At 55.9% G+C, this 23,032-nt stretch carries 25 protein-coding genes and 1 pseudogene; 18 read left to right on the top strand and 8 right to left on the bottom strand.

Features of this window, described 5'->3' with window-relative positions; translation table 11 throughout:
- Nucleotides 1–69: 69 nt before the first annotated feature.
- Both WEB54_RS07915 and WEB54_RS07920 read right to left on the bottom strand, forming a co-directional pair.
- On the bottom strand, nt 70–399 hold the full coding sequence (locus tag WEB54_RS07915; protein WP_368054829.1) for a hypothetical protein: 330 nt from the start codon (nt 397–399) through the stop codon (nt 70–72).
- Nucleotides 400–717: 318 nt separating this feature from the next.
- Nucleotides 718–879: a hypothetical protein gene (locus tag WEB54_RS07920; protein WP_368054831.1), complete on the bottom strand. Its 162-nt coding sequence runs from the start codon at nt 877–879 to the stop codon at nt 718–720.
- Between the two features lie 295 nt (nt 880–1,174).
- Between WEB54_RS07920 and WEB54_RS07925 the strand changes: the two genes are divergently transcribed.
- Nucleotides 1,175–1,390 (top strand): DUF3185 family protein, encoded by a 216-nt coding sequence (locus WEB54_RS07925; RefSeq protein ID WP_368054833.1) that lies wholly within the window; start codon nt 1,175–1,177, stop codon nt 1,388–1,390.
- A 12-nt stretch (nt 1,391–1,402) separates the two neighbouring features.
- On the opposite strand, the gene WEB54_RS07930 is transcribed toward WEB54_RS07925, so the two are convergent.
- Nucleotides 1,403–1,729, bottom strand: coding sequence for a TraR/DksA family transcriptional regulator (locus WEB54_RS07930; RefSeq protein WP_368054835.1), 327 nt, complete (start codon nt 1,727–1,729; stop codon nt 1,403–1,405).
- A 345-nt stretch (nt 1,730–2,074) separates the two neighbouring features.
- Between WEB54_RS07930 and WEB54_RS07935 the strand changes: the two genes are divergently transcribed.
- The 14 genes from WEB54_RS07935 (at nt 2,075) to WEB54_RS08000 (ending at nt 14,791) form a co-directional block, all read left to right on the top strand.
- Nucleotides 2,075–3,265, top strand: a complete 1,191-nt coding sequence (locus tag WEB54_RS07935) for an ester cyclase (RefSeq protein WP_368054837.1) — start codon at nt 2,075–2,077, stop codon at nt 3,263–3,265.
- Nucleotides 3,266–3,356: 91 nt separating this feature from the next.
- Entirely contained in the window at nt 3,357–4,595 is a 1,239-nt protein-coding gene (locus WEB54_RS07940; protein WP_368054839.1) for an ABC transporter substrate-binding protein, read from the top strand.
- 73 nt (nt 4,596–4,668) lie between these two features.
- The gene (locus tag WEB54_RS07945; protein WP_368054842.1) at nt 4,669–5,697 is read left to right on the top strand and encodes a carbohydrate ABC transporter permease; all 1,029 of its coding nucleotides are present in this window, start codon (nt 4,669–4,671) and stop codon (nt 5,695–5,697) included.
- A 14-nt stretch (nt 5,698–5,711) separates the two neighbouring features.
- The gene (locus WEB54_RS07950) at nt 5,712–6,209 is read left to right on the top strand and encodes a hypothetical protein (RefSeq protein ID WP_368054844.1); all 498 of its coding nucleotides are present in this window, start codon (nt 5,712–5,714) and stop codon (nt 6,207–6,209) included.
- A complete protein-coding gene (locus tag WEB54_RS07955; protein ID WP_368054878.1) occupies nt 6,097–6,597 on the top strand; it encodes a carbohydrate ABC transporter permease in 501 nt (166 codons plus the stop codon). The genes WEB54_RS07950 and WEB54_RS07955 overlap by 113 nt, the downstream gene beginning before the upstream one ends.
- Before the next feature lie 4 nt (nt 6,598–6,601).
- A complete protein-coding gene (locus WEB54_RS07960; protein ID WP_368054846.1) occupies nt 6,602–7,660 on the top strand; it encodes an ABC transporter ATP-binding protein in 1,059 nt (352 codons plus the stop codon).
- A 95-nt stretch (nt 7,661–7,755) separates the two neighbouring features.
- Entirely contained in the window at nt 7,756–9,066 is a 1,311-nt protein-coding gene (gene hisD / locus WEB54_RS07965) for a histidinol dehydrogenase (RefSeq protein WP_368054848.1), read from the top strand.
- On the top strand, nt 9,063–9,827 hold the full coding sequence (locus WEB54_RS07970) for an SDR family NAD(P)-dependent oxidoreductase (protein ID WP_368054850.1): 765 nt from the start codon (nt 9,063–9,065) through the stop codon (nt 9,825–9,827). Before hisD (WEB54_RS07965) ends, WEB54_RS07970 begins: the two co-directional genes overlap by 4 nt.
- Nucleotides 9,827–10,843 carry a LacI family DNA-binding transcriptional regulator gene (locus WEB54_RS07975; RefSeq protein ID WP_368054852.1) on the top strand — a complete coding sequence of 339 codons (1,017 nt, stop codon included), beginning with the start codon at nt 9,827–9,829 and terminating at the stop codon, nt 10,841–10,843. The genes WEB54_RS07970 and WEB54_RS07975 overlap by 1 nt, the downstream gene beginning before the upstream one ends.
- A 29-nt stretch (nt 10,844–10,872) precedes the next feature.
- Nucleotides 10,873–11,841, top strand: coding sequence for a cupin domain-containing protein (locus WEB54_RS07980; RefSeq protein WP_368054854.1), 969 nt, complete (start codon nt 10,873–10,875; stop codon nt 11,839–11,841).
- Between the two features lie 5 nt (nt 11,842–11,846).
- On the top strand, nt 11,847–12,554 hold the full coding sequence (locus WEB54_RS07985; RefSeq protein ID WP_368054856.1) for an alpha/beta fold hydrolase: 708 nt from the start codon (nt 11,847–11,849) through the stop codon (nt 12,552–12,554).
- The gene (locus WEB54_RS07990) at nt 12,551–13,246 is read left to right on the top strand and encodes an RraA family protein (protein WP_368054858.1); all 696 of its coding nucleotides are present in this window, start codon (nt 12,551–12,553) and stop codon (nt 13,244–13,246) included. The genes WEB54_RS07985 and WEB54_RS07990 overlap by 4 nt, the downstream gene beginning before the upstream one ends.
- A 2-nt stretch (nt 13,247–13,248) precedes the next feature.
- The gene (locus WEB54_RS07995; protein WP_368054860.1) at nt 13,249–13,443 is read left to right on the top strand and encodes a hypothetical protein; all 195 of its coding nucleotides are present in this window, start codon (nt 13,249–13,251) and stop codon (nt 13,441–13,443) included.
- A complete protein-coding gene (locus tag WEB54_RS08000) occupies nt 13,427–14,791 on the top strand; it encodes an amidase (RefSeq protein ID WP_368054862.1) in 1,365 nt (454 codons plus the stop codon). Before WEB54_RS07995 ends, WEB54_RS08000 begins: the two co-directional genes overlap by 17 nt.
- Nucleotides 14,792–15,068: 277 nt before the next feature.
- Here the strand turns inward: WEB54_RS08000 and hisD (WEB54_RS08005) are convergent, their stop codons facing one another.
- On the bottom strand, nt 15,069–16,358 hold the full coding sequence (hisD, locus tag WEB54_RS08005) for a histidinol dehydrogenase (protein WP_368054864.1): 1,290 nt from the start codon (nt 16,356–16,358) through the stop codon (nt 15,069–15,071).
- 252 nt (nt 16,359–16,610) lie between these two features.
- A complete protein-coding gene (gene yghU / locus WEB54_RS08010; RefSeq protein WP_368054866.1) occupies nt 16,611–17,453 on the bottom strand; it encodes a glutathione-dependent disulfide-bond oxidoreductase in 843 nt (280 codons plus the stop codon).
- Nucleotides 17,454–17,637: 184 nt separating this feature from the next.
- On the opposite strand from yghU, the gene WEB54_RS08015 reads away from it, so the two are divergent.
- From WEB54_RS08015 to WEB54_RS08025, 3 genes are all read left to right on the top strand, one after another.
- Complete coding sequence (locus WEB54_RS08015) at nt 17,638–18,069, top strand: heme-degrading domain-containing protein (protein ID WP_368054868.1); 432 nt, start codon at nt 17,638–17,640, stop codon at nt 18,067–18,069.
- A gap of 233 nt (nt 18,070–18,302) precedes the next feature.
- Nucleotides 18,303–18,725 carry a GNAT family N-acetyltransferase gene (locus tag WEB54_RS08020; protein WP_368054870.1) on the top strand — a complete coding sequence of 141 codons (423 nt, stop codon included), beginning with the start codon at nt 18,303–18,305 and terminating at the stop codon, nt 18,723–18,725.
- Between the two features lie 100 nt (nt 18,726–18,825).
- Entirely contained in the window at nt 18,826–21,267 is a 2,442-nt protein-coding gene (locus WEB54_RS08025) for a S49 family peptidase (protein WP_368054872.1), read from the top strand.
- A gap of 139 nt (nt 21,268–21,406) precedes the next feature.
- On the opposite strand, the gene WEB54_RS08030 is transcribed toward WEB54_RS08025, so the two are convergent.
- The 3 genes and pseudogenes from WEB54_RS08030 to WEB54_RS08040 form a co-directional block, all read right to left on the bottom strand.
- The gene (locus WEB54_RS08030; RefSeq protein WP_368054874.1) at nt 21,407–21,670 is read right to left on the bottom strand and encodes a Txe/YoeB family addiction module toxin; all 264 of its coding nucleotides are present in this window, start codon (nt 21,668–21,670) and stop codon (nt 21,407–21,409) included.
- The gene (locus WEB54_RS08035) at nt 21,667–21,909 is read right to left on the bottom strand and encodes a type II toxin-antitoxin system Phd/YefM family antitoxin (protein WP_368054876.1); all 243 of its coding nucleotides are present in this window, start codon (nt 21,907–21,909) and stop codon (nt 21,667–21,669) included. Before WEB54_RS08035 ends, WEB54_RS08030 begins: the two co-directional genes overlap by 4 nt.
- 276 nt (nt 21,910–22,185) lie before the next feature.
- A pseudogene (locus WEB54_RS08040) lies at nt 22,186–22,323 on the bottom strand (helix-turn-helix domain-containing protein); the annotation flags it as partial.
- Nucleotides 22,324–23,032 lie beyond the last annotated feature (709 nt).

The following is a 23,032-nucleotide window of genomic DNA, read 5'->3' on the forward strand; positions in this document are numbered from 1 at the left end:
TCCCCGCCCAAAACCGGTTTGGATGCTATTGGAGCCAATGCGGCTTAACCCATAATCGCTGGTAACGCATCAGGTTGTCAGTGTGCTGGCCATGTTTTCGCCAAACTGTTTTATCCAGGCTGCCCATTGCTGCTCGCTCAGCAAATCGAATGCATCCCCGACAGTGATCTCGCAATGCAGGGCATCTGCATCGGTTCGATAGGGCGGCGGTATCAGTCCGACCCGGTGTTGTTGCATCCAACGTTCGCCCTGCTCCAGGAACGCGTCTGGCTGGCAGCGAATACGCAGTCGAAACATGTTGGTGTGAGGGGTGGCGGGCCAGGTACTGAAACCAGGCAGCTGGTTCAGTTGTCCGGCCAGCCAGCGTGCTTGCTGGCGGCGTTTGGGCAAGGCTGACAAGTGTTAGCGCAGGCGCGAAAGGTAGTTCGGTATTGATCGACCGACATGAGTGACCTCTGATATCAGAATAGAGGTTAAGTCTAGCGTTTTTCAGCAAGACATTCAGACTGTAATTACATCAGTAAGTGAATGTCTTAGCCTTGCGTCAAAGCATTTTATGGATCCAATCCGACGGCGATCACTGTCGCGTTCCGGTACCCCATGCTTTGCAGAGAAGCCGCTGAGAGTGAACCGGGTTGCTTCGGTTCGATGGCCGAATTGTGCACGGAGTTGATGCACATCAACAGAGCGTCGAACGTGAACAGACGTCCTGTCGGGTTAGTGATTTGTAAGGGCTGTCGCGATAGCCTTACCCAGTCTCTCGGTTGTGCCCTTGCCTCCGAGGTCGGGCGTCAGGATACCTGGATTGCCTTCAGCAAGAACGCTTTTAATGGCTTTCACAATGGCCTCTCCGGCGATGACTGCGATCGAATGTGACATGGTTAAATCTCCTGGTGTTATCAGCGGTTCATGCCTGGGGTCAGGCGTTCATCCATGTAGCGAGAGGGCGTGCGGCGATAAATCAGCTCTGACAGACCGCCGTGGCAAGAGAGTCAATTTGATGTCGAGTGTTGGTATGCCCAGCCACTGTACCTTAACCCCGAGCCTCGCTGGCAAGATTGGCTCGTCCGTTGGGTGGCCCATTGATTCCAGGTAAACTCTGGTGAAGCACGCAATAATGATTAATACTGGATAATACACCCATTTTAAATCACGCCACAAAAAGGATATGACAATGAGCAAACACTCAGGGTTACCACTTCGTGCGATCGGTATTGGCTTGTTGATTCTGGGCATTGGCCTGGCTTTCTGGGGCTTTCAGCTGTCGGATTCCCTTGGCTCGCAAATCACTGAGGCAGTGACCGGTGCAGAAACTGACCGAGTTATGATGTTTTATATAGGCGGCGCAGTCAGTTTTTCTGTGGGCCTTTTTCTTTTTATGAAGAAGTAGAAACCACCCTTGCTAGGGAGTTTCTGAAGCACAGCTAACACAAAAACTGGTGTAGGGTAGCAGGTCCAGTCGAGCAGTGTTGATGGGCTTGCCGCACTGTTCGCAGACATCACCGGTGCCGGCGGCCACTCGTGCCAGTGCGCGTCTGACCTGCTGCAGCTCTTCCCGGGTCTCGGACTCCAGGCCGTCAACAACGTCGTCGTTCTGGCGTTGCACGGCCTGCTCGGCGAAGTCCTTCTCCAATGACCCGGGTTCCCGGTGTTGATGGGCATGATAGCGGTTCAGCCGCTGTTCCAGCTCCCTCTTGAGGGCTTCGAGACGTATTTGTCGGTCGCTCATTGCGGTACTCCCGCTCATTCTGAAAATAGCAGTTTACACCGATTCAAGATGGCTGCTAATGCCGGAAATTGCCAGTTGCCCCGGTAAAATTTCTACCCTACAGACAGGGTCTGTCCCGTTTTCCCCTCGTAACCTTCTGATTAAAAACAGCAAATTTCAACCCATCGTATGTGTTCCCGGTGAGGCTCATGACACCTCCGGGCATTACCCGAAGAGCCATCGCAAGGAGACCTGAAAAAAATATTTGCATTCGTATGCAAAAAGCCTATTGTAGGTCCATGACCCTGTGTTTGATCACCTTCAAGCCAGTGCCGATCACTTTATGCAGCCTCAGGAGCCGCCGTTATGACCAGCACCAAAGTCGACAGCAACGACAATCGTCCTTCCAAGTCCGAAGCAAAGAACGCCACGGCGTCTGCTTCGCAGGATAAAGCCGTTTTCCAGTGTGAGCGCCTTGATTTCGTCGACCTTGTCCCGGAAAACCGGGCTCGTGTGCAATCGATGAAGGGGTTTGACGATTGCTATACCGACATTGTCGATTACATCGTCCGCTGCACCCACAAAATCTGGGATGAACGCGATGTCGGGCTGATCTATACCCACTATACCCACAATTGTGTGCTCTACGGCACCATGGGCACGATGTACAACCGGGAAGACGTGGTACGCGACACCATTCAGCGCCTGGTCAGTTTCCCGGAGCGTCGTGGCATGGCCACTCACGTTATCTGGAATGGTAACGACAACGACGGTTTTTACACCTCCCATCTGGTGACCGGTTCAGGTCGTCACAGCCAGAGCGGGCATTTTGGTCCCGCTACCGGTCGTACCTTCCATTCCCGAACCATTGCCGATTGCATGATTTATGAAAACAAAATCTATCGAGAATGGGTGGTCGCCGACCAGATGGCCATTTTCAAGCAGTTGGGGCTGGATGCACATGCCTTTGCGGAAAAAATTGCCAGGAACAAGATCGCTCAGGGCCTGACCAATCTGGATATCGGCGAAAACCGGTTGATGATTGGCCAATACCCGCCGGCGGAAACCGCAGACCTTGGCATCGCCAACAACGCCCTGGAAGAGCGGACACTGCAATGGCTGCACGACGTCTGGAACCGGAAAATGTTCGGCACCATCAAGGATGTGTACGCCCCGACGGTGATGTACCACGGCCCGTTGATGAAAGAACTCTATGGTGTGGCTGCGGTTATGCACCAGGTAATTGGGTTGATCGGTTCTTTGCCGGACGCAGTTTTCCAACCCCAGCACATCAGCTCCGTCGACTGCGTGGAAGGCGGTACCAAAGTTGCCGTGCGTTGGGTATTGGAAGGGCATCACTTGGGTTACGGCGGTCTCGAATCACTGGGAGATCCGACCGGAAAACGATTGCAGGTGATGGGTATTTCTCACTTCCATTACAAAAATGACCGGATCGTCGACGAGTGGTGTGTATACGACGAACTCTCTGTGCTGATGCAATTGAAAATGGCTCAATTGCAAGATACGGAAGCACACATGGAGCCAACGGCAGACTGATCAGAAACTTCGAATTAACGCCGGGAGAAAGCGTTGTTTTCTCCCTTTCCAAGACAGAAAGACTAATAAAAGCAACTGTACGGAGAGTGTCATGAAGAAAGCCACAATCACAACGCTGGTCGGTGCGACGCTGACCCTGTTAGCCAGCAGTGCCTTTGCTGAATGTAACATCAGCGCAGGGTCCGTTCGCATTCTGGGCAACGATTTCGACTCCATTCGAACCGTTACTGATCAGGCGAAGACCTGTGCCTCAGCAGAGACTACGGTTCGAGTGAACCTGACCACCGAGCACAAGAACATTCAGGTGCCTGCGCTCACTATTACCCCGGCTGAGTACACCGTTGCGCTGATTGCCAACAATTCTATTAGCCCGTTACTGTCGGCGGATCTGGTTCGACCGCTGAACGATCTGGTTGAGAAGTACGGTCAGGATCTGCTCCCCAACCAGTTGATCCGCACTGGTGACGATGTCGTCGCGATTGCCTTTATGGGCAACGCCCAGCATCTGTTCATGCGCGGCGATATTCTGGATGAACTGGGTGTCGAACCTCCGGCAACCTATGATGAGATCATTGACGTCGCGGAGATGATTCGCAGCGAAGGCATCATGGAATACCCCTTGGCTGCCACCTATGAAGCAGGCTGGTACCTGGCTGCCGAGTTCGTGAACATGCACCTGGGTATGGGTGGCCAGTTTTTTGAGGCAGGCTCGGCACAGCCGGCGCTGAACAACGAAGACGGTATTCGCACTCTGGAAATGATGAAAACGCTGACTGAATACATGTCGCCCGAATACCTGACAGTAACCGCCGATGAAATGAAACAGATGTACCTGGCGGGTGAAGTAGCCATCATGAACCAGTGGGGTTCCATGGTTTCCGGCCACCTGGGTGAAGACAGCGGTAATGCGCAAATCTCCGAAGCCACTATCCTGGCCCCGGCGCCTACCGTGAATGGAAGCAGCACACCGGCGGCCGCGCTCTGGTGGGATGGTTTCACCATTGCCAAAAACATTAGCGATGCAGATGCCGAAGCGTCATTTCAGGCGATGATGTATGGCATTCGCCCCGAAATGGCTCAACAGAATCCGACTGCGGCCACCTGGCTGATCAAGGAATTCGATGCGCCGGAGAGTGCCCAGGGCGTACTGCAAACCGCTCGACTGGGCGCCCGCGGCTATCCAATGAGTCCTTTTATGGGCTATATGCACGCCGCTCTGGGTACTGAGCTGTCGGACTTCATGCAAGGTCGTGAAAGTGCCGAGCAAGCGTTGACGGATGTAGAGGCGAGCTATCTGGCATCAGTCAGAGAAGCCGGCCTGGCAGACTGATCCGGGCATGGGTGGTGCTACTGAGGAGTGAGTACAGTGGCACTGCCAATTTTCCGGCCCATGGAGTTTCAGTATGACTCATAAAACATTTTTTGCGTTCATCTTCCCCTCCTTGCTGGCGATGATTTTATTTATCGCCTTGCCCATCGGGTCCATCGTCATACAGTCGTTGCATGTCGAGCATCCCCGGATATTGGTTGAGGTTGAAAACTGCGGCCCCTTTGGTTGCGAACGCGAAACCCGGGTTGATACCCAGGCGACCCAGGCACTGCAAGACGAACAGCCGCTGGGGCAGTTTAACGGCTTGGGTACCTACTTCGACCGTCGACACTTGGCCACTGAAGAAGTAAGCCATATCTTCAACAACAATGAGGGATTTCAAGACATTGTGCGGCAAATGTATAACCTGCCGTTCTACAAAGCACTGTCATTTACCCTTGTGTACACCTTCATTGTTACACCATTAGGCATGGCGCTCGGGTTCTCGATAGCACTGGCGGTCAATGCGATCCCTCGCTTTCTTAAAGGCCCTATTATTTTCTTTTCGTTGTTGCCGATGATCGTAACACCCCTGGTCGGGTCGTTGATTCTATTCTGGATGATCAATACTCAGGGTGTTATCGGCTCGAACCTCCAATTGCTGTTTGAAGACCCAGACTTGTCGCTGCGTGCCTCGCCGTTGCTTACCTGGATCACCCTGATCGTATATGGGGTCTGGAGCATGGCACCTTTCTCCTTTGTGGTGTTTTATGCCGGCTTGCAGACCGTACCTTCAGACACACTGGAGTCGGCCAAAATTGACGGCGCCAGCCGCTGGGAGCGCATTCGCTTTGTTGTGATGCCTCACCTGATTCCCCTGGCCACCTTTGTAGCGCTGGTGCAGTTGATGGATAACTTCCGGGTGTTTGAGCCCATAGTGGGTTTCAGTGCCGAGGCTAATGCTACCTCACTGTCCTGGAACATCTTTAACGATCTGCGCGGGCAAGTCGATCAGCAATACAGTTCCGCTGCGGCTACCTCGGTACTGACCGTATTCGGTGTGGTGGTGTTGCTGATGCCCGTTTTAATTCGGCTCTGGCGCGATTTTAACCGCAAGGCGTAGTGAGGCTTAACCTTATGGAACCATCTACCATTAATCGTCGACCGCTGTTGTTGTCGACTACCTCAAGCCTCTTTTTGGTGTTGTGGTTAATTGTTGCGGCATTCCCATTTTTGTGGACAGTCTGGGGGTCGTTCAAAGTTGAGGCCGATTTCTTTTCCCGTGAGAACTGGCAACTGGCCATAACCGGCATGAATACCCTGTCACAGACGGGCAGCGCCTTTACTGGCGACGGTTACCAGGGCGCCTGGATTGAGCGTGATTTCTGGCGAGCCGCCTGGAACACCGTCATAGTGACGGTATCAGTGACCGCCATCTCCCTGGTACTGGGAACACTGGGCGGCTATGCTCTGGCGCCGGTCGGCGCGTCGCTACACCCTGTGGATTCTGATTGCCGCCCTGGTGTTTCGCGCCATGCCGCACATCACCCTGGTATCCGGTTATATGTTGCCATTTTTCGAATGGAACATCTGGGGTGCCTTGCCAACGGCGATCATCGTTCTGGTGGCTATTAACCAGCCGTTCGCCTTGTGGATGCTGCACAGTTTTTTCCTGTCTATTCCCAAAGATCTGGATGAAAGCGCCATGGTCGATGGCTGCACCCGGTTTCAGGCGTTTCGACAAGTCGTTATTCCGGTTATGTGGCCAGGGGTAATTACTACCGGTCTGTTCAGTTTCCTGCTGGCTTACAACGACTTTGCCGTTACCGCCATGCTGCTGAACCAGGACAATCAGACCATGGTTCCGAAAATTGCCAGCTTTCTGGGAACGGTGCAAACGGAGGGCGCTGTGATGTACGCCGTTGCCGCTGTCGTATCCGCAACCGTACCACTCTTTATGTTGGTGATGTTTTTCCAAAGACAGATTGTCAGCGGTCTGACCGCTGGTGCCGTGAAGGGGTAATAAGATGGCTGAGATTCGCCTGAAAAACGTGTGCAAGCGCTGGGGCAAGATTTCCGGCGTCGATAATTTCGATCTTCACATTAAAGATGAAGAATTTCTGGTACTGCTCGGGCCATCCGGCTGTGGCAAGTCGACCACCATGCGCATGATCGCCGGCCTGGAAGATGTCTCTTCCGGAGAGATCTGGCTGGGGGATCGCATGGTCAATAAACTGGAACCCAAGGATCGGGATGTATCCATGGTGTTTCAGAGCTATGGCCTGTACCCGAACATGACGGTTTACGAAAACATTCGCTTTCCGATCAAGGTTCGCAAGGTTCCCAAGTCGTTACATCATGAGCAGGTCATGAAGGCAGCAGAGATGGTCGACCTGGTCGACTTTCTGCATCGCAAGCCAGCCGAGTTGTCGGGTGGGCAGCGTCAGCGTGTCGCGCTTGGTCGGGCCATTGTGCGCAAACCGACGGTGTTTCTGATGGATGAACCGCTGTCCAACCTGGATGCCAAATTGAGGGTGTCGACCCGGGCACAGATCAAGAACCTTCAGTTCCGACTGAAGACCACCACCATCTACGTGACGCACGACCAGATTGAAGCGATGACACTGGCCGACCGCGTCGTGGTGATGAATCTGGGTCGCATTCAACAGATCGCCACACCCACTGAAATCTACGATAACCCGGCCAATACCTTTGTCGCGGGTTTTATTGGCAACCCGGCCATGAACCTGATTAAGGGAACCATAGAAGCTGGGGTCTTTACGGCGGAAAACATTCGCATTGAAGGCCTGCCAGGCCAGCATTCTGGCCCGATCACCCTCGGTTTTCGTGCGGAAGACGCTGAATTGAAGGAGACACAAAGCGCGATCAATGCACCGGTGTATGCCATGGAACTGCTGGGTGACTCGTCGATGATTGCCTTGTTTGTCGGCGGAGAGCTGATCAACATCAAGGCGCCGAAGGACTTTCGTGCCGAGATTGGTTCCAGCGTCAGCATCTCGGTTGATTCAAGTCAGTGTCACCTGTTTGACGCGCAACGCGGTGACCGGATTTCAAACGACATCTAACACAGCAGGCGAGTGAGCAGGCCGATGGAATTCGGCAAATTTCAATAGCCTGCTACATAACACGACAAAATATAGGCAACACAGGACTCGATCACATGAGCATAGATTATTTGAAGAAAAACAAGCCCAGCAATGAACGCAATGCCGATGACCAGAAGGTACGCGACATAGTTGAGAACACGCTGGCCGATATTGAACAGGGTGGCGACCAGGCCGTGCGAACTTTGTCGGAAAAATTCGACAATTACAGCCCGGCTTCCTTTCGCTTGTCCCAGTCGGACATTGACGAACTGATCAGCCAGGTATCGCCCCGGGACCTGGACGACATCAAGTTCGCGCAAACTCAGGTCAGAAACTTTGCCCAGGCACAACGGGATTCGATGACCGATATTGAAGTTGAAACCTTGCCCGGCGTGATACTGGGTCACAAAAACATTCCGGTTCAGTCGGTCGGTTGTTATATCCCCGGTGGCAAATTCCCGATGGTGGCCTCTGCCCACATGTCGGTGGTGACAGCAGCCGTCGCCGGGGTTCCGCGAATTATTGCCGCTACGCCGCCGTTCAAAGGCAAGCCCAATCCGGCGGTGATCGCGGCCATGCATCTGGGCGGCGCCCACGAAATCTATGTGCTGGGTGGCATTCAGGCGGTGGGTGCCATGGCCATTGGCACCGAAAGCATTGCACCGGTCGACATGCTGGTAGGCCCTGGTAACGCCTTTGTTGCCGAAGCCAAACGGCAATTGTTTGGCCGTGTCGGTATCGATTTGTTTGCCGGGCCGACGGAAACCATGGTCATCGCCGACGATACCGTTGATGCGGAGCTCTGCGCTACAGACTTGCTCGGCCAGGCCGAGCATGGCTATAACTCGCCGGCCGCTCTGTTAACCACGTCGCGAGCCCTGGCGGAAGCCACGCTCAAAGAAGTCGACCGGCTGCTGGAAATACTGCCCACGGCCGATACCGCTCGTAAAAGCTGGGAAGATTACGGTGACGTAATTCTCTGTTCAACACACGAAGAACTGCTCGAACTGGCCAATGACATGGCCTATGAACACGTTCAGGTGATGACCGACCGGGACGACTGGTATCTGGACAACATGCACAGCTACGGTGCTCTGTTTCTGGGACCGAGAACCAATGTCTCCAATGGCGACAAGGTCATAGGCACCAACCACACACTGCCGACCAAAAAAGCAGGGCGTTACACCGGTGGGCTTTGGGTGGGCAAATACCTGAAAACCCACAGTTACCAGCGCATTACCACCGATGAAGCAGCGGCCGACATCGGTGCCCGGTGTTCCAGACTGTGTATACTCGAAGGCTTCGTAGGCCACGCCGAGCAAGCCAATGTGCGGGTTCGTCGCTATGGCCATCGGCACGTTGACTATGGGACCGCTGCACAATGAAACTTCCTGAAACACCTTCTTTCCAGCTGACCGGCAAGACGGCCCTGGTAACCGGCGCCTCTTCAGGCATTGGCCTGGCCTGCGCCGTAGCGCTGGCCGGTGCCGGTGCCCGGGTTTATCTGGCGGCGCGCTCGGCCGACAAGCTGCAAGAAGCTGTTGCTGAATTGGAGCAACGTGGCCAGTCGGCTGTGGCGGCACGGCTCGATATTACGGACATCGAGGCAACAGCCTTGTGGGTTGAGCGCAACGGCCCTTTTGACGTGCTGGTAAACAGCGCAGGCCTGGGACGGCATGGGCCTGCGGTCGATACCACGCCCGAAGCCTTTGACCAGGCCATGAACCTGAACGTGCGCAGCGCCTACTTTCTTACCCAGGCGGTGGCGCGTGGCTTGCTCAAAGCGGGAAAGGCCGGTTCTCTGATCAATATTTCCTCGCAAATGGGCTCGGTTGGTGGGGTCGACCGCTCGGTTTACTGCGCGACCAAACATGCAGTCGAGGGCTTTACCAAGGCCATGGCGATAGAGTGGGGCAAGGCGGGCATTCGGGTGAACACCCTGTGTCCGACCTTTATCCGCACACCGCTGACTGAAGCCACCTTTACCGACCCGGAGCGGGTGCAATGGCTGCAAAGCAACATTGTGCTGGACCGGGTGGGTGAAGTGGAGGACATCATGGGCGCGGTGTTATACCTGGCATCGGACGCCTCCGGTCTGGTCACCGGCAGTGCGCTGAGTGTCGATGGTGGCTGGAGAGCGCACTGATGACCAACCAGAAAGTTACGTCACACGATGTTGCACGCCACGCCGGTGTCAGCCAGTCGGCGGTATCCCGTTATTTTACGCCCGGTGGTTCGGTCTCGAAAAAGAAAGCCGAGCTGATTCAGGCCGCGGCCGATGAACTGGGGTACCGGCCCAACGTGCTGGCCCGGTCGATGATCACCGGTCGCAGCAAGATCATTGGGTTGGTCGTGGCCTATTTTGAAAACCAGTTCTATCCTGAAGTGCTTGAACTGATGTCAGTGGGCTTGCAGGCCAAGGGTTATCACGTACTGGTGTTCATGGCATCGAGAACGGTGGGCGATGTTGAACCCATTGTTCAGGAAATGCTAGATTACCAGGTCGATGGCATTGTGATGTTGTCAGTATCCATGTCATCGACGCTGGCTGAACAGTGCGCTTCGCAGGGTATTCCCGTCATGTTGTTCAACCGGGACCAGGCTGATGATCGGTTGTCGTCGGTGACCAGCGAGAATGGCCTGGGCGGTGAACTGGCGGCCGAATTGTTGGTGAAAGGCGGCTACGAGCGCATTGCCTACCTGGCCGGGTTCGAAGGAGCCTCAACACAAATCCTGCGAGAGCAGGGTTTCCTGAAAGGTTTAAAAGTGGCGGGCAAATCCCTATTTGCGCGCGAAGTCGGTAATTTTCATTACGACCAGGCAGCCGCCGCGGCTCGCCGGTTATTCGAGCGGGACATCAAGCCCGATGCCGTGTTCGTCAGCAACGATCACATGGCCTTTGCCGCCATGGATATCATTCGTCATGAGTGTCAGCTGTCGATTCCCGGTGACGTTGCCGTTGTCGGTTTTGACGATGTGCCCATTGCCGCCTGGCCTTCATTCGATCTCACCACCATTCGCCAGGACGTTCACACCATGGTCGATACAACAATCAACGGTCTGCTCGATACGATCGAGGGCCGGGTGTCTGAACCCAGCAAGGTACGAATACCGGTAACCCTGGTGGAGCGCGGGTCTACCCGGCCTTTACCAACCCGTTAATTCACAACAAGAGCGAGTTATTCAGCATTATGGTTACGCAAGTAGAAATGGAGTCACGTACGGTACGATACGGTGAGTTGCAACCCTGTCGCAGTGCCTTCATCGATGCCCATACTCCGGGTTCCGATCAGAAAGAAAATTTCACCATCATCGGTGGCGGTGTTTCCGAAAGTGCCGATCAGCATGTGCACATCACTGAAACACCCGGCTTTAACATCGGCGCGGCCGGACAGCCTCCCCATTGTCGCAATAGCCTGCACACCCATCGAACGGCCGAGGTTTTTTTCGTGCTGAAAGGTCGCTGGCGGTTTTTCTGGGGTCGCTGGGGCGATGCCGGTGAAGTGGTGTTGGAAGAGGGGGATGTGTTTAATATCCCGACCGGTATCTTTCGCGGTTTTGAAAACATCGGCACGGATTACGGCATGATTATGGCTATTCTCGGCGGCGATGATGCCGGTGGCGGTGTCGTCTGGGCGCCTCAGGTCATTACCGATGCCAAAGACTATGGTTTAATTCTTGGCGATGATGGCAAGCTGTACGACCAGGAAAAAGGCCAGACCTTACCCGCCGGAGTCAGCCCTATGCCGTTGCTGACCGAAGCAGAACTGAAGCAGATCCCCGAACCGGCTGCATCGGCTGTGGTCCCTAATTTTGTGGCCCGCTACCGGGACATGATGGCCATGGCCGACCGGGCACCGTTAAAAGTGATTGCCGACGACGGACTGTTGAAAGACCGGCCCGGGTTTGAGCTGGAATTCATAAACCGAACATCGAGCAACGAGTCGCCCATCGAGTCGGATCGACACACTGTATTGATGGTGATGCGCGGCCACTGGACGGTGAGCTGGGCAGATGGCCGGATAACCCTGGCACCTGGTGACACCTGCGCCGTGCCACCGGGGCTGAGCCACCGGCTGGTGCCAGCCATGAGCGGTGAAGCCAGTCTGTTTCGGGTGTGCAACACCGATGACCCGGCGGGTCTGACCCGGACAGTCTGAGCGCTATGGAAACGCCCCTGACGCCTCTGCTGTTGTTGCCTGGCATGATGTGTGATGCCAGGCTCTTCACCCCCCAGGTAAACCGTTTCTCGGCCGAACGCGCTGTGCAGGTTGCGTGTCTGACCCGGCACAACCGTGTCGAACAGATGGCGCAGGCGGTTCTGGCCAGCGCGCCGGAACGGTTTGCGCTGGCAGGGTTATCGATGGGAGGCATCGTCGCGATGGAAGTCGTGCGCCAGGCGCCACAGCGGGTGGCAGGTCTGGCCCTGCTGGATACCAACCCCCTGGCGGAAGACGCCCGTGTTCAGGCCAGTCGCGGCCCACAGATGAAAACGGCCGCCGCAGGCGGGTTACTGGATATGCTGGTTGAGCGGGTGTTTCCCAATTACCTGGCGGCCGGGGCAGAGCAGGAAGCCATGCTGGCAACCTGTTTTGCCATGGCGGAAACACTCGGTGCCGGGGTGTTCATTCGTCAGTCGCAAGCACTGATGCACCGGCCGGATCAGACCGATACGCTACGGCGTTTTACGGTGCCGACGCTGATTCTTTGCGGCGATGAAGACCGGCTGTGCCCGGTTTCCCGCCACACCCTGATGAAAGAGCTGATGCCTCACGCCAGGCTGCACATTATTCCCGGGGCGGGGCACCTCACCACTCTGGAAAAACCGACTGACACCAATGACGCCATGGCTCAATGGCTGGAGGCACTATGACGCCCGACTTGTTGAAGCGACTGCAAACCGTCGATACGCCCACCGTCTGCAATGCCATCGAAGTGGCCCAGGGCAAACGCGGGTTCGCCAACTTCACCCGGCAAACCCTGCTGGCCTCTGACCTGAACGCAACGGCGCTGGTGGGTTACGCCCGCACGGCCCAAATTGCCGCCAAGGTGCCGTCCGGAGACGACCCGGCCGTAGTGCGGCAACGCCGTATGGATTACTACCGGTATATGGCCGAAGCGCCATCACCCTCGATCGTCGTGATTGAAGACCTGGACGGTGACGACGCCGTTGGGGCGTACTGGGGTGAGATAAATACCACTGTGCACAAAGGGTTTGGGCTGTCGGGCGTGGTCACCAACGGGGTGATGCGTGACCTGGGCGATCTGCCTACAGGGTTTCCGGTTCTGGCTGGTCGCATCGGCCCAAGCCACGCCTTTGTGCGCGTCGAGTCGTTCGACACGCCGGTAACCGTATTCGGCATGGAGGTTGCCCCCGGCGATCTGATCCACGCCGACCGACACGGTGCGCTGGTCATTCCCGAGTCGGTCATTCCAGTGTTGGCTGACGCCATAGAGCGACTGTTGAAAACCGAACAACTGGTGCTCCAACCCGCCCGCTCGGAACCGTTCGATTTTGCCGCCTTTGAGCAAGCCTGGGCAGCATTTGAAGCCGCAAGGACCTAACCATGAACGAGCTAATATCACCGGCCGATCAGCTAACGGCAAAAGCGTTCAGTCGGCTGCTGGCGGAGCAGGGGCTAAGCATAGCACCCGAGGATCAGGCCGCTGCTCTGACGGCGGCTCAGCATCTGCGCGCACAGGCGGAGCAGGTGTGTGCCGCATGGCGGGCTATGGAGGCAGACGATGACCCATCCGTGTGACCTCAGCATTGCAGAAGTCGGCCTGGCACTGCGTCGTGGGGCCTTGAGCGCTGTCGAGCTGGCACAGGCCCATCTGGACCGCATTGAACACCGCAACGAGCGATTGCACGCCTTTATCGACCTGGACCCTGACGACGTGCTGCAGCAGGCGCGTGCCGCGGATGTCCGCTTGGCTGCAGGTGATTGCGATGACCTGCCGTTGCTCGGTATTCCCGTTGCGTTGAAAGACATTCTTGATGTCGCTGGCAGAACGACGACCTGTGGTTCCCACGCTCAGGCAGGTCACAACGCTACGGTCGATGCGACGGTGGTGCAGCGTATTTATGAATCGGGTGTCGTGTTCCTCGGCAAGGTCGCCACCTATGAATTCGCACTGACCGGCCCGGCTTTCGATCAGCCCAATCCACCACCACGCAATCCCTGGAACACTGGCCACATTACCGGAGGATCCTCATCCGGCTCGGCGGCGGCGGTCGCCGGGGGGTTGGTGCGGTGTGCGCTGGGCACCGACACCGGTGGCTCGGTACGCAGCCCCGCGGCCTATTGCGGCATCGTCGGACTCAAACCGACCTATGAACGCCTGTCCCGGCAGGGCGTTTTTCCATTATCGGACAGCCTCGATCACGTCGGACCTCTGGCGGCCTGTGTTGCGGATGCGGCTTACTGTTTCGATGCGTTTTCGGAACCTGCGGACGCACCGCCTGCGGCCCAATGGCTGGGGCAGGGTCTGGCCGGTTTGCGTTTGGGGTACGGGCGCGACTGGTTTGCCGCTGACGCAGCGGTCGATCCGCAGGCGATTGTCGCCATCGACGCGGCAGTCTCCCAGCTCAGCTTGCTGGAGGCCCGGGTTGAAACGGTCGAGCTGCCTGACTACGATCTGTTCGAGGCAGTGGGAACCATCATTTTGCAGGCAGAGGCGCTGGCGGTTCATCAAACAGGCCTGAGCACCAGGCCTGAGCACTACGGCCGGGCGGCATTGAGAAATCTGATCACCGGCGCGGCCCTGACGCCTGAGCACCTGAGCGCGGCGCGAGCCATGCAACAACGGCTCAGTGCTGACATGGACGCGATTCTAAACCGGGTGGATGCCCTGATAACGCTCACCACCCTGACCCCGGCACCGGCTTTTGCGGCCTTCACCGAAGGCAAACCGGTCTGGACCCCCATGCGTACCTTCCCTTTCAACCTGACCGGCCACCCGGCACTGACCATTCCGATCGGCTTCTCCAGCGGTTTGCCACTGGGCATGCAGATTATCGGCAAGCGCAATGACGAAGCCAGAATCTGTCAGATTGGTCATGCGTTCGAGCAGAGCACCGATCACTCCGTACAGAAGCCCGTTTTTTAATTCAGGTTTTGGAGTTTGGTTGGGTTTTATTGCCCGGAATTCGTGCCAGGCGCCGGGTGTGCCTGTCCGGGGTCGGCGTAAATCCGTCCATGGAGCCTAGATCGCAACATCCATGTTGCGGACTACCCCGGACAGACACATCCGGCACCTGGCACTCGGCTACTTGCGAATTCCGGAACCTGAGTTATAAAAAAGGCTGGCATCTTGTTTGATACCGGCCCTTCAGATCGGACAAACTTTTGTGGTTTGCCTCTAGCAGAGTACTCCCTTCCCGCTGTTATGAATTCATCCGATCCAGTCGAATCTGAGCCGCGCGGCGGTGACCTTCCAGCCCTTCGCTGTTGCTCTGGCGGGTGGCCGGTGGTGCGACCTGTTTTACGCCTTCTTCGGTCAGCCACTGGTGGGTCGCTGTTTTGATGTAGGTACCGACCCAGAGCCCGCCGGTGTATTTGCCGGCGCCCATGGTGGGCAGGGTGTGGTTGGTGCCGGAGCACTTGTCTGAATACACTACGCTGGCCAGTTCGCCGATAAACAACGAGCCATAATTGTTCAGTTGTTTGGCGGTCGCGTGAGGGTCGGCGGTGTGCACTTGCAAGTGTTCGGCCGCGACGTCTTCGGAATAGGCGAGCATGTCGGCTTCTGAATCACAGAGCACCACCTCACCGTAATCCCGCCAGGCCTGGGCGGCGGTTTCTGCCGTCGACAGGGTTTGCAGCTGGCGGTCAACTTCGCTGACCACGGCCTCGGCCAGGGTTTTGTCAGTGGTGATCAGGCCCACGCGGGTACGGACATCGTGCTCGGCCTGGCCCAGCAAGTCGGTGGCGATCAGCCCGGCATTGCCGGTGTGATCGGCCAGTACGAATATTTCGGATGGGCCAGCCAACTGATCAATACCGAGAGGGCCAAATACCTGGCGTTTGGCTTCATTCACAAAGGCATTGCCGGGTCCGACGATCTTGTTCACGGCGGGAACACTTTCGGTGCCGAGCGCCATGGCGGCAATGGCCTGGGCGCCGCCAATGCGGAAAATTCGGTCAGCACCGGACAGGTGGCAACCGGCGATCATGGCTTCGTGGGCATTCGGAGGCAGGCAGGCAATGATTTCACCGACGCCGGCAATCTTGGCCGGCACGATGGTCATGATCGGCGCCGACAATAATGGATACCGGCCGCCGGGCACGTAACAGCCAACCCGGTCGAGCGGAATGTTGCGATGCCCCATGTGGACACCGGGAAGAATCTCGACGTTGATTTCCGACAGCGAGCCCAGTTGGGCTTTGGCAAAGGCCGATACATTGTCGATGGCAAATTGAGTGTCGGCCCGGGTTTGCGGGTCGAGCCGTGCGACGGCTTGTTCCCGATCTTCCATGGAGACTTCAAAGGTGTCGAGCCGAATCTTGTCGAACTTCTCGGAAAAGTCCCGCACCGCTTCGTCGCCGCGCTCGCGCACCGATTGAATAATGTCGGCAACCAGCGATTCGACCGAGGTACTGTCGGACTGGGCGTTTCGCTCAGGTGATTTGATGAAGTGTAGTGCCGCTTCATTCAGCTTCTTGATCCGGGACATGCGTCTTCTCCTGCGCCAGTGGTGGTTGGTCGAACCCAAGAGTCCGACAGACTTCTAGTGTGTACAGTAGGATATTACTCTTTTTGCATACGAATGCAAAAAAATCCGATGCACCCGGAAAAGGTTACTGCAAGGCGCCGAGTGGCGAGAATGCGTACAGAATTGGGAGGTGGATTAGAGGCGGTGCCGTAAGCGGCGGTTTGAGGCGTTGTTCATGGAAGGGCCGGTGATCCGACCCCCTGTTAGCAGCGACTACTGATCAAAATCGCTGGCGTCGTGCCTTTCGCGCAGTTGGTCCTTCGGCTCGCCCCAGGTTCGGTTAACTTTCATACCCCGTTTGACCGCAGGCCGGTCGGCAATGGCGTTGGCCCAGCGCAGTACGTGGGTGTAGCTTTGAGCGTCAATAAATTCAGCGGCTTCATAAACCTTGTTTTGAACCAGCCAGCCATACCAGGGGAAGGTGGCGATATCGGCAATGCTGTACTCGTCGCCACTGAGGTAAGTGTTGTTCGCCAGGTGACGGTCAAGTACATCGAGCTGGCGTTTGACTTCCATGGTGTAGCGGTTGATCGGGTATTCGTAGTTTTCCGGAGCGTAGGCGTAGAAGTGGCCAAAACCTCCGCCCAGAATGGGTGCGCTGCCCATTTGCCAGAACAGCCAGCTGAAGCATTCGGCCCGGCCAGCCGGTGTGTCGGGTATGAAGGCATTAAATTTTTCAGCCAGGTACATCAGGATGGAACCGGATTCAAACACGCGCTGGGGCGGGGTGACGCTGTGATCCATCAGGGCTGGTATCTTGGAGTTGGGGTTTGCTTCCACAAAGCCGGAACCGAACTGGTCGCCTTCCATGATATCGATCAGCCAGGCGTCGTATTCTGCACCGGCAATGCCCAACGCCAGAAGCTCCTCAAGCAGTATGGTGACTTTTACGCCATTGGGAGTTGCCAGTGAATGCAGTTGTAAGGGGTGCTTGCCAACCGGCAGCGGCTTATCGTGTGTTGGCCCGGCGATGGGTCGGTTGATGCTGGCAAAGCGGCCGCCGTTTCCGGGTTCCCAGGTCCAGACTTTGGGGGGTGTGTAGCTTGGATCGCTCATGAAATATTCCTTGGGTCGGGTGAAAAGTGACAGAACTTCACGCATGTGTCACTAGGTGAGGGCGTCTGCTCAAAACCAAAGGCTGGTGTTGGCTGCGTTTGCCGTAAAAAACCATTGAGAACAGGGATCAGGACTGGAAGAATGATCCGTCAGACTCCAAGCCTACCGAATAAAGGAAACCTCTGTGGAACGTCAACTGATCACCGATCAATTCAACAATCGGATGGCCCTGGACATGGGCCTGGCCATCATCGAGCTGGCCCGCAAGCGTGATGTCAGCATCGGTGTCTCGATTCGCCGTCTCAACCAGACCGTTTTCGAGTTCATCGACAATGATCTGTCGGCCGACAAGGCCAACTGGATTCGTCGGAAGGTGAACACAGCGGTGCATTTTGCTGAAAGCACACTGGTGGTTCGGCTTGATCTTGAACAAAAGGGTAAAACGCTGGCGGCCGATTTTGGGCTCAGTGAACAGGATTACATCGCCAAAGGCGGCTGCATTCCCATTATGGTCACCGGTGCTGGCCTGATCGGCACCATCACGGTCACCGGGCTAAAAGACGTAGATGACCACCAGATCATTGTGGATGCCCTGCCTGAATTCACCTTTGTTTGATCTTTTTGCCAACTCATTTGCACCTTTGTTCGTTGCGCTTAAGAACACAGCTTGTCGGGGCTGTGATGCCGGGAGTTCGCACCGGCCGCCAGGTAGACCCATCGGGGGTCGGCGTAAACCCGTCCATGGGGCCTGGACCACAGCATCCCTGCTGCGGACCACCCCCGATGGGTCTACCTGGCAACCAGTGCTTGCGACGCCCAAAACTTGATTTGAAACGGGAGAGTCGGTTAATGGCCATTGATTACCGAGTAAATGCGCCGGTCAGTGCGGACCAGTTCATTGATCTGCTGCACCGGTCAACCCTGGCGGAACGACGGCCCGTGGATAACCGCGCCTGTATAGAAGGCATGCTGACCAACGCCAGCCTGACCATCAGCGCCTGGGACGGTGACGTGCTGGTGGGCATTGCCCGCAGTGTCACCGATTTTCACTACGCCTGTTATCTCTCTGACCTGGCGGTCGATGCCGGTCTACAGAAGTCGGGCATTGGCAAACAATTGCAAGCCGTTACTCAGCGGCAGCTTGGGCCGTTGTGCAAACTGATTCTGCTCGCGGCACCGTCGGCCAACGCCTATTACGAACCACTGGGGTACCAGCATAACGATCGTTGCTGGGTGCTCGATCCGGATGTTCCCATCCGCGGTACCCACTGACGTTTGTACCATCGCTGCTAAAAACAGGACTTTCGGTACTGTTTGAGACTGGCTCATCGGCCTAAGCTGATGTCTGTATTCGCCTATAAGGACGTGAGCAATGCCCCGCCGATTAACGATATTGCCTTTGCTGGTGTGTGCCAGCTTGCCAGCGATGGCTGAGCAAACGGGCTTTCAACGGTATTACCAGCAAAACGAGTTTTCACTGACGTCACCGGGCGCCATGAAATTTGGCTTGTACGGATACGACAACCCCGCCGGGCTGCACTACCTGTCCGAAGGCGATGTCACCGTTAACTGGACCAGTGACGACTTTTTGTATGATGACCAGCGTTGGAACGCCACGCTCGCCGCGCCGGGTGTGAGCTTCAGCTTCGGCCGGGATAACCGGGGTACCGACTCCATAAGAGCGTATAAGCTGGCCTTTGGTGGCGGCACCGACGCCAGCGCCGGTGGACTTTCCATCGGCTGGTACGGTGGCGATACCGAAGGCCAGGATCTGCGCACGCATTTTACGCTGGGTTCGATCAACCGTCCCAATCGCTATACCTCCATTGGCCTGACCGGCACCCTGGCTACCGATACGCAATATTATCAGGGCACCGTAGACGTGGCCGTGCGACCCTTTGGCAACGAATTACTGACGGTATTTGCCGACTACGCCCTGGGGAACGATGAAGACTTTAAAGACGGCCACTGGTCGGCTGGCGCAGCAACCGAAGTGATGCCGGGCATTCGACTGACCGGCCGTTATTTTGATACCGGAACCGTGACGGCTGGCCTGCAAGTGAGCCTCGGCCATACCGGTTTCAGTGCGCAGTCGCACCAGGTGGACGAAGGCGATAACTACCAATCGTACTCCCTGCGCGCCGGTGGCTGGGACCGCAATGTGTTCGATGCCTGGTCGACGTCTGGCGACGATGTTCTGGAATTGAACCTGAACGACGAGATGGCCTACCAGACCTTCGGCTTGTTCGATCGCCGTCGCTCCCTGCTCGATACCCTGCGCTACATCGACGCCGCCCGCCTGGATGACAACATCGGTGGCATTGTCGTCAACACCACGCGCATGCAAGTGCCGGCCGCCATGGCCTGGGAAATCAAAACCGCACTGGATACGTTCCGCGACTCCGGCAAAACCGTGTTGCTGTACATTGAAAACGGTGGCATGACGGAGCTATTGCTCTCATCAGCCGCCGATGAAGTCATTCTGGACCCGATGGGCACACTGACCGTGCCAGGCTTTGTCTCCGGCAGTACCTACCTCGGTGATTTGCTGGCCCACTGGGGCATCGGCGTCGATGAATTCCGTAATCTGGAATACAAAACCGCCTTCGAGAGCCTCTCGCGCAGTGACATGTCGGCCGCCGACCGGGTACAACGCCAGGCGATGATCGACAGCTTTTATCAGCTCTGGCAAACCAGTATGGCCGACGGTCGTAATCTCTCGCCCAACACCTTTGATCAACTGATCGACCGCGGCTTGTCGCTGACAGCGGATGATTTGCTGAACATGGGTGTGGCTGACCGACTGGCTCGTTATTCCGAACTGGATGACGTACTGGAAGACATAACCGGTACCGAACCTCGCCGGGTCGAGCCCGACGGCTTGCAAGTGCTGAGCGAGCCACGCGACAACCAATGGGGCCCGGCCCACCGCATTGCGGTGATGTACGCCACCGGCATGACCGCGACCGACAGCGGTATGCGCACCCGTGAACTGGCAGAATCGCTGCGGGAATTGCGTGAAGACGATGAGATAAAAGCCGTCGTGCTGCGTGTCGATTCACCGGGCGGGTTGATACTGGCGGCCGATCTGTTGGCCCAGGAAGTTAAGCTGACTCAGGCCGAAAAACCGGTCGTGGTATCGATGGGTTCACTGGCCACCTCAGGCGGTTACTGGGTATCGATGCATGCAGGCACGCTGGTGGCTTCACCCAACACCATCACCGGCAGCATCGGCGTAACCGGCGTGCGCCTGTGGGATGATGGCCTGGGCGACCGGTTGCACCTGAACAGCAATTCCGTGAGCCGGGGCGCCTCGGCCGATGCAACCGCTGGCATCGGTTTACCGATTGCCGGGTTAACCTTTCCAAGCCGGGACCTGACACCAACAGAGCGCGCCGGCATCATGCATCGTCTCGACAGTTACTACGACGCCTTCGTGACCCAGGCTGCTGAAGCCAGAGGCATCAGCGTTGCGGAGATGCGAGCACTGGCAGCGGGCCGGGTTTATAGCGGCCGCGACGCCCTCGAAGCAGGCCTGGTTGATGAGCTGGGCAGTTTGACCCACTCCATTGATCTGGCCCGCAAGCAGGCGGGCATTGCGGATCGCGATAAAGTCTTCCTGGTCGAGAGTCCACGCCCCAGCGTGTCATCCTTGCAAGACTTGCGGTATCTGGTCGATGTTGAAGGCGCGGAAGCACTGGTGTTCAATCGGGATCTGTATCGCCAGCAGTACTTGCAGGATCTGGTAGAACACCGCGGCCAGCCTATGGTGTTGTTGCCGTATCATTATTTTTCCGGTGCATTGCCGGAATAATGGGTGAACGGAGTTAGGTTGTCGTTGAGGGGGCACCAACTGATTCCGATACTTCTGGGCATTTAACGCGGAGCTTTTCGGCAGTATTGGAACCGTGCAACTGTGGAAAAATTGTCAGGCAACAGCGGCTGGTGATGAATTATTCGTAGTGGCTCCAGAGCCTGAGAACTTTCACCACCCGTTCGTTGTCGAACACTTGGTAGACCAGACGATGCTGAATATTGATGCGGCGTGAATAGGCACCCGCAAGGTCACCAATGAGCTTCTCAAACGGAGGTGGCTTGCGGTATGGATCTTCTGCTATCAATGCTAACAGTTCCTGAGCTTTTGGTTTGAGGCCACTAGAGGCCAACTTCTTTGCGTCTTTCTGAGCTTGTTTGGTGTAAACCAACTTCCATGTCACCAGTTCAGCTCCTCATCACATTCATCTAGGGGGGTATCCATCCCCTCACGAATAGATTCTCGCATACCTGGTACGGAAAGCAGGTAAAGGGTTTCCTGAATGGCTGACCAATCTTCCTCGGATACCAAAACGGCCTTGTTCCTCTTACCCATGATGACGATTGGCTGGTGGGACTCGGCCGTTTCGTCAATCAACCGATAAAGGTTGCTGCGCGCCTCAGTGGCTGTGATTCCGGTCATGACGCACCTCTTGTGTGTTCAACTTTCCGCCAAGTGTACGCTTTTAGGTACGTACGTCAAGACGATCGTTTCGAATGATGCTGGCAGCATGCGTGCCCATGGAATGAAGCCGAAGGCGCCACCTATTGGGTATTGCCGTGCCTGCACTGGTTTGTACGGTGTGATCTGCAAGTTTGACGATCACTACGTCTATATTCTTGCCATTGGGGCCCATTACCATCAAAGGCCGTAATCTGTTGAACAAGCCACTAATGTTGATTGGCAGTGGAAAATGAGTCAGCCTGCTTCCTTCATCAAAGATTCCGTAATGACTTCAGGGTGCCTAATCGCAATTTGGATAAGAGCTTGGGCAGCGCCCCAGGGTTTCCGACGGCCTTGCTCCCACTCCTGAAGAGTGCGAGGAGATATATGCAGAGCTTTTGCACTGCGAACACTTTTTGCATAGATCACCAACAACCAAAGTTCGCCGTTTTCCAGGCGAAACATTGATTTCTGACCCATTCGATTCGAAGCTTGCTGGTAAGCTATATACCTGTTCAATATTGGCTGAATTTGAGTAGGTCGTAACACATCTTCTCAGATTTGAGTTTTTTTTGAGCAATTGCCGGGCCTGGTGGTGTCCTAGCATGTTGGTCATTCCGAGCTTAAATCAATAGGGTTAAGGATCAATGATCTGGATAAAATATCAATTATTCTGGACCTGTTGATTCAGTCAGTAAAGATTGAATCTCTCACAATCGAGCACAAGGGGAGGATTTCATTTATCCGTTTAGTCATAGACTTTACCCAGAGCCTTACCTCGGGATCGTTGCTTCCTTTCACTGCTTCTAGCTGAGTTGTAAGAAATGCTACAGCCGAATCATATGGATTACCCTTCTGCTTCCTGAGCTCCTTGGTTATGCTGTTAAAGATTGGTGCCTGCCAGCCTGGTACCTTTGGTTCATACCCAAAATCATCTCTCAACACCGCTAATACCTTGGCCCGATACCATATTATTCCTAGCATAAAACCCCTTTATGCGGCCTAATAAATAGACCCTCTACAAGCGAGAGTATATTTTTGCGTTTTTTAACACTGGGATCATAGGTCATTGATCGGTGTTTAATATCAGTGACTCTGACCC

The sequence above is a fragment of the Saccharospirillum sp. genome, assembly GCF_040881935.1.
In the GTDB taxonomy this organism is placed as follows: Bacteria; Pseudomonadota; Gammaproteobacteria; order Pseudomonadales; family Natronospirillaceae; genus Saccharospirillum.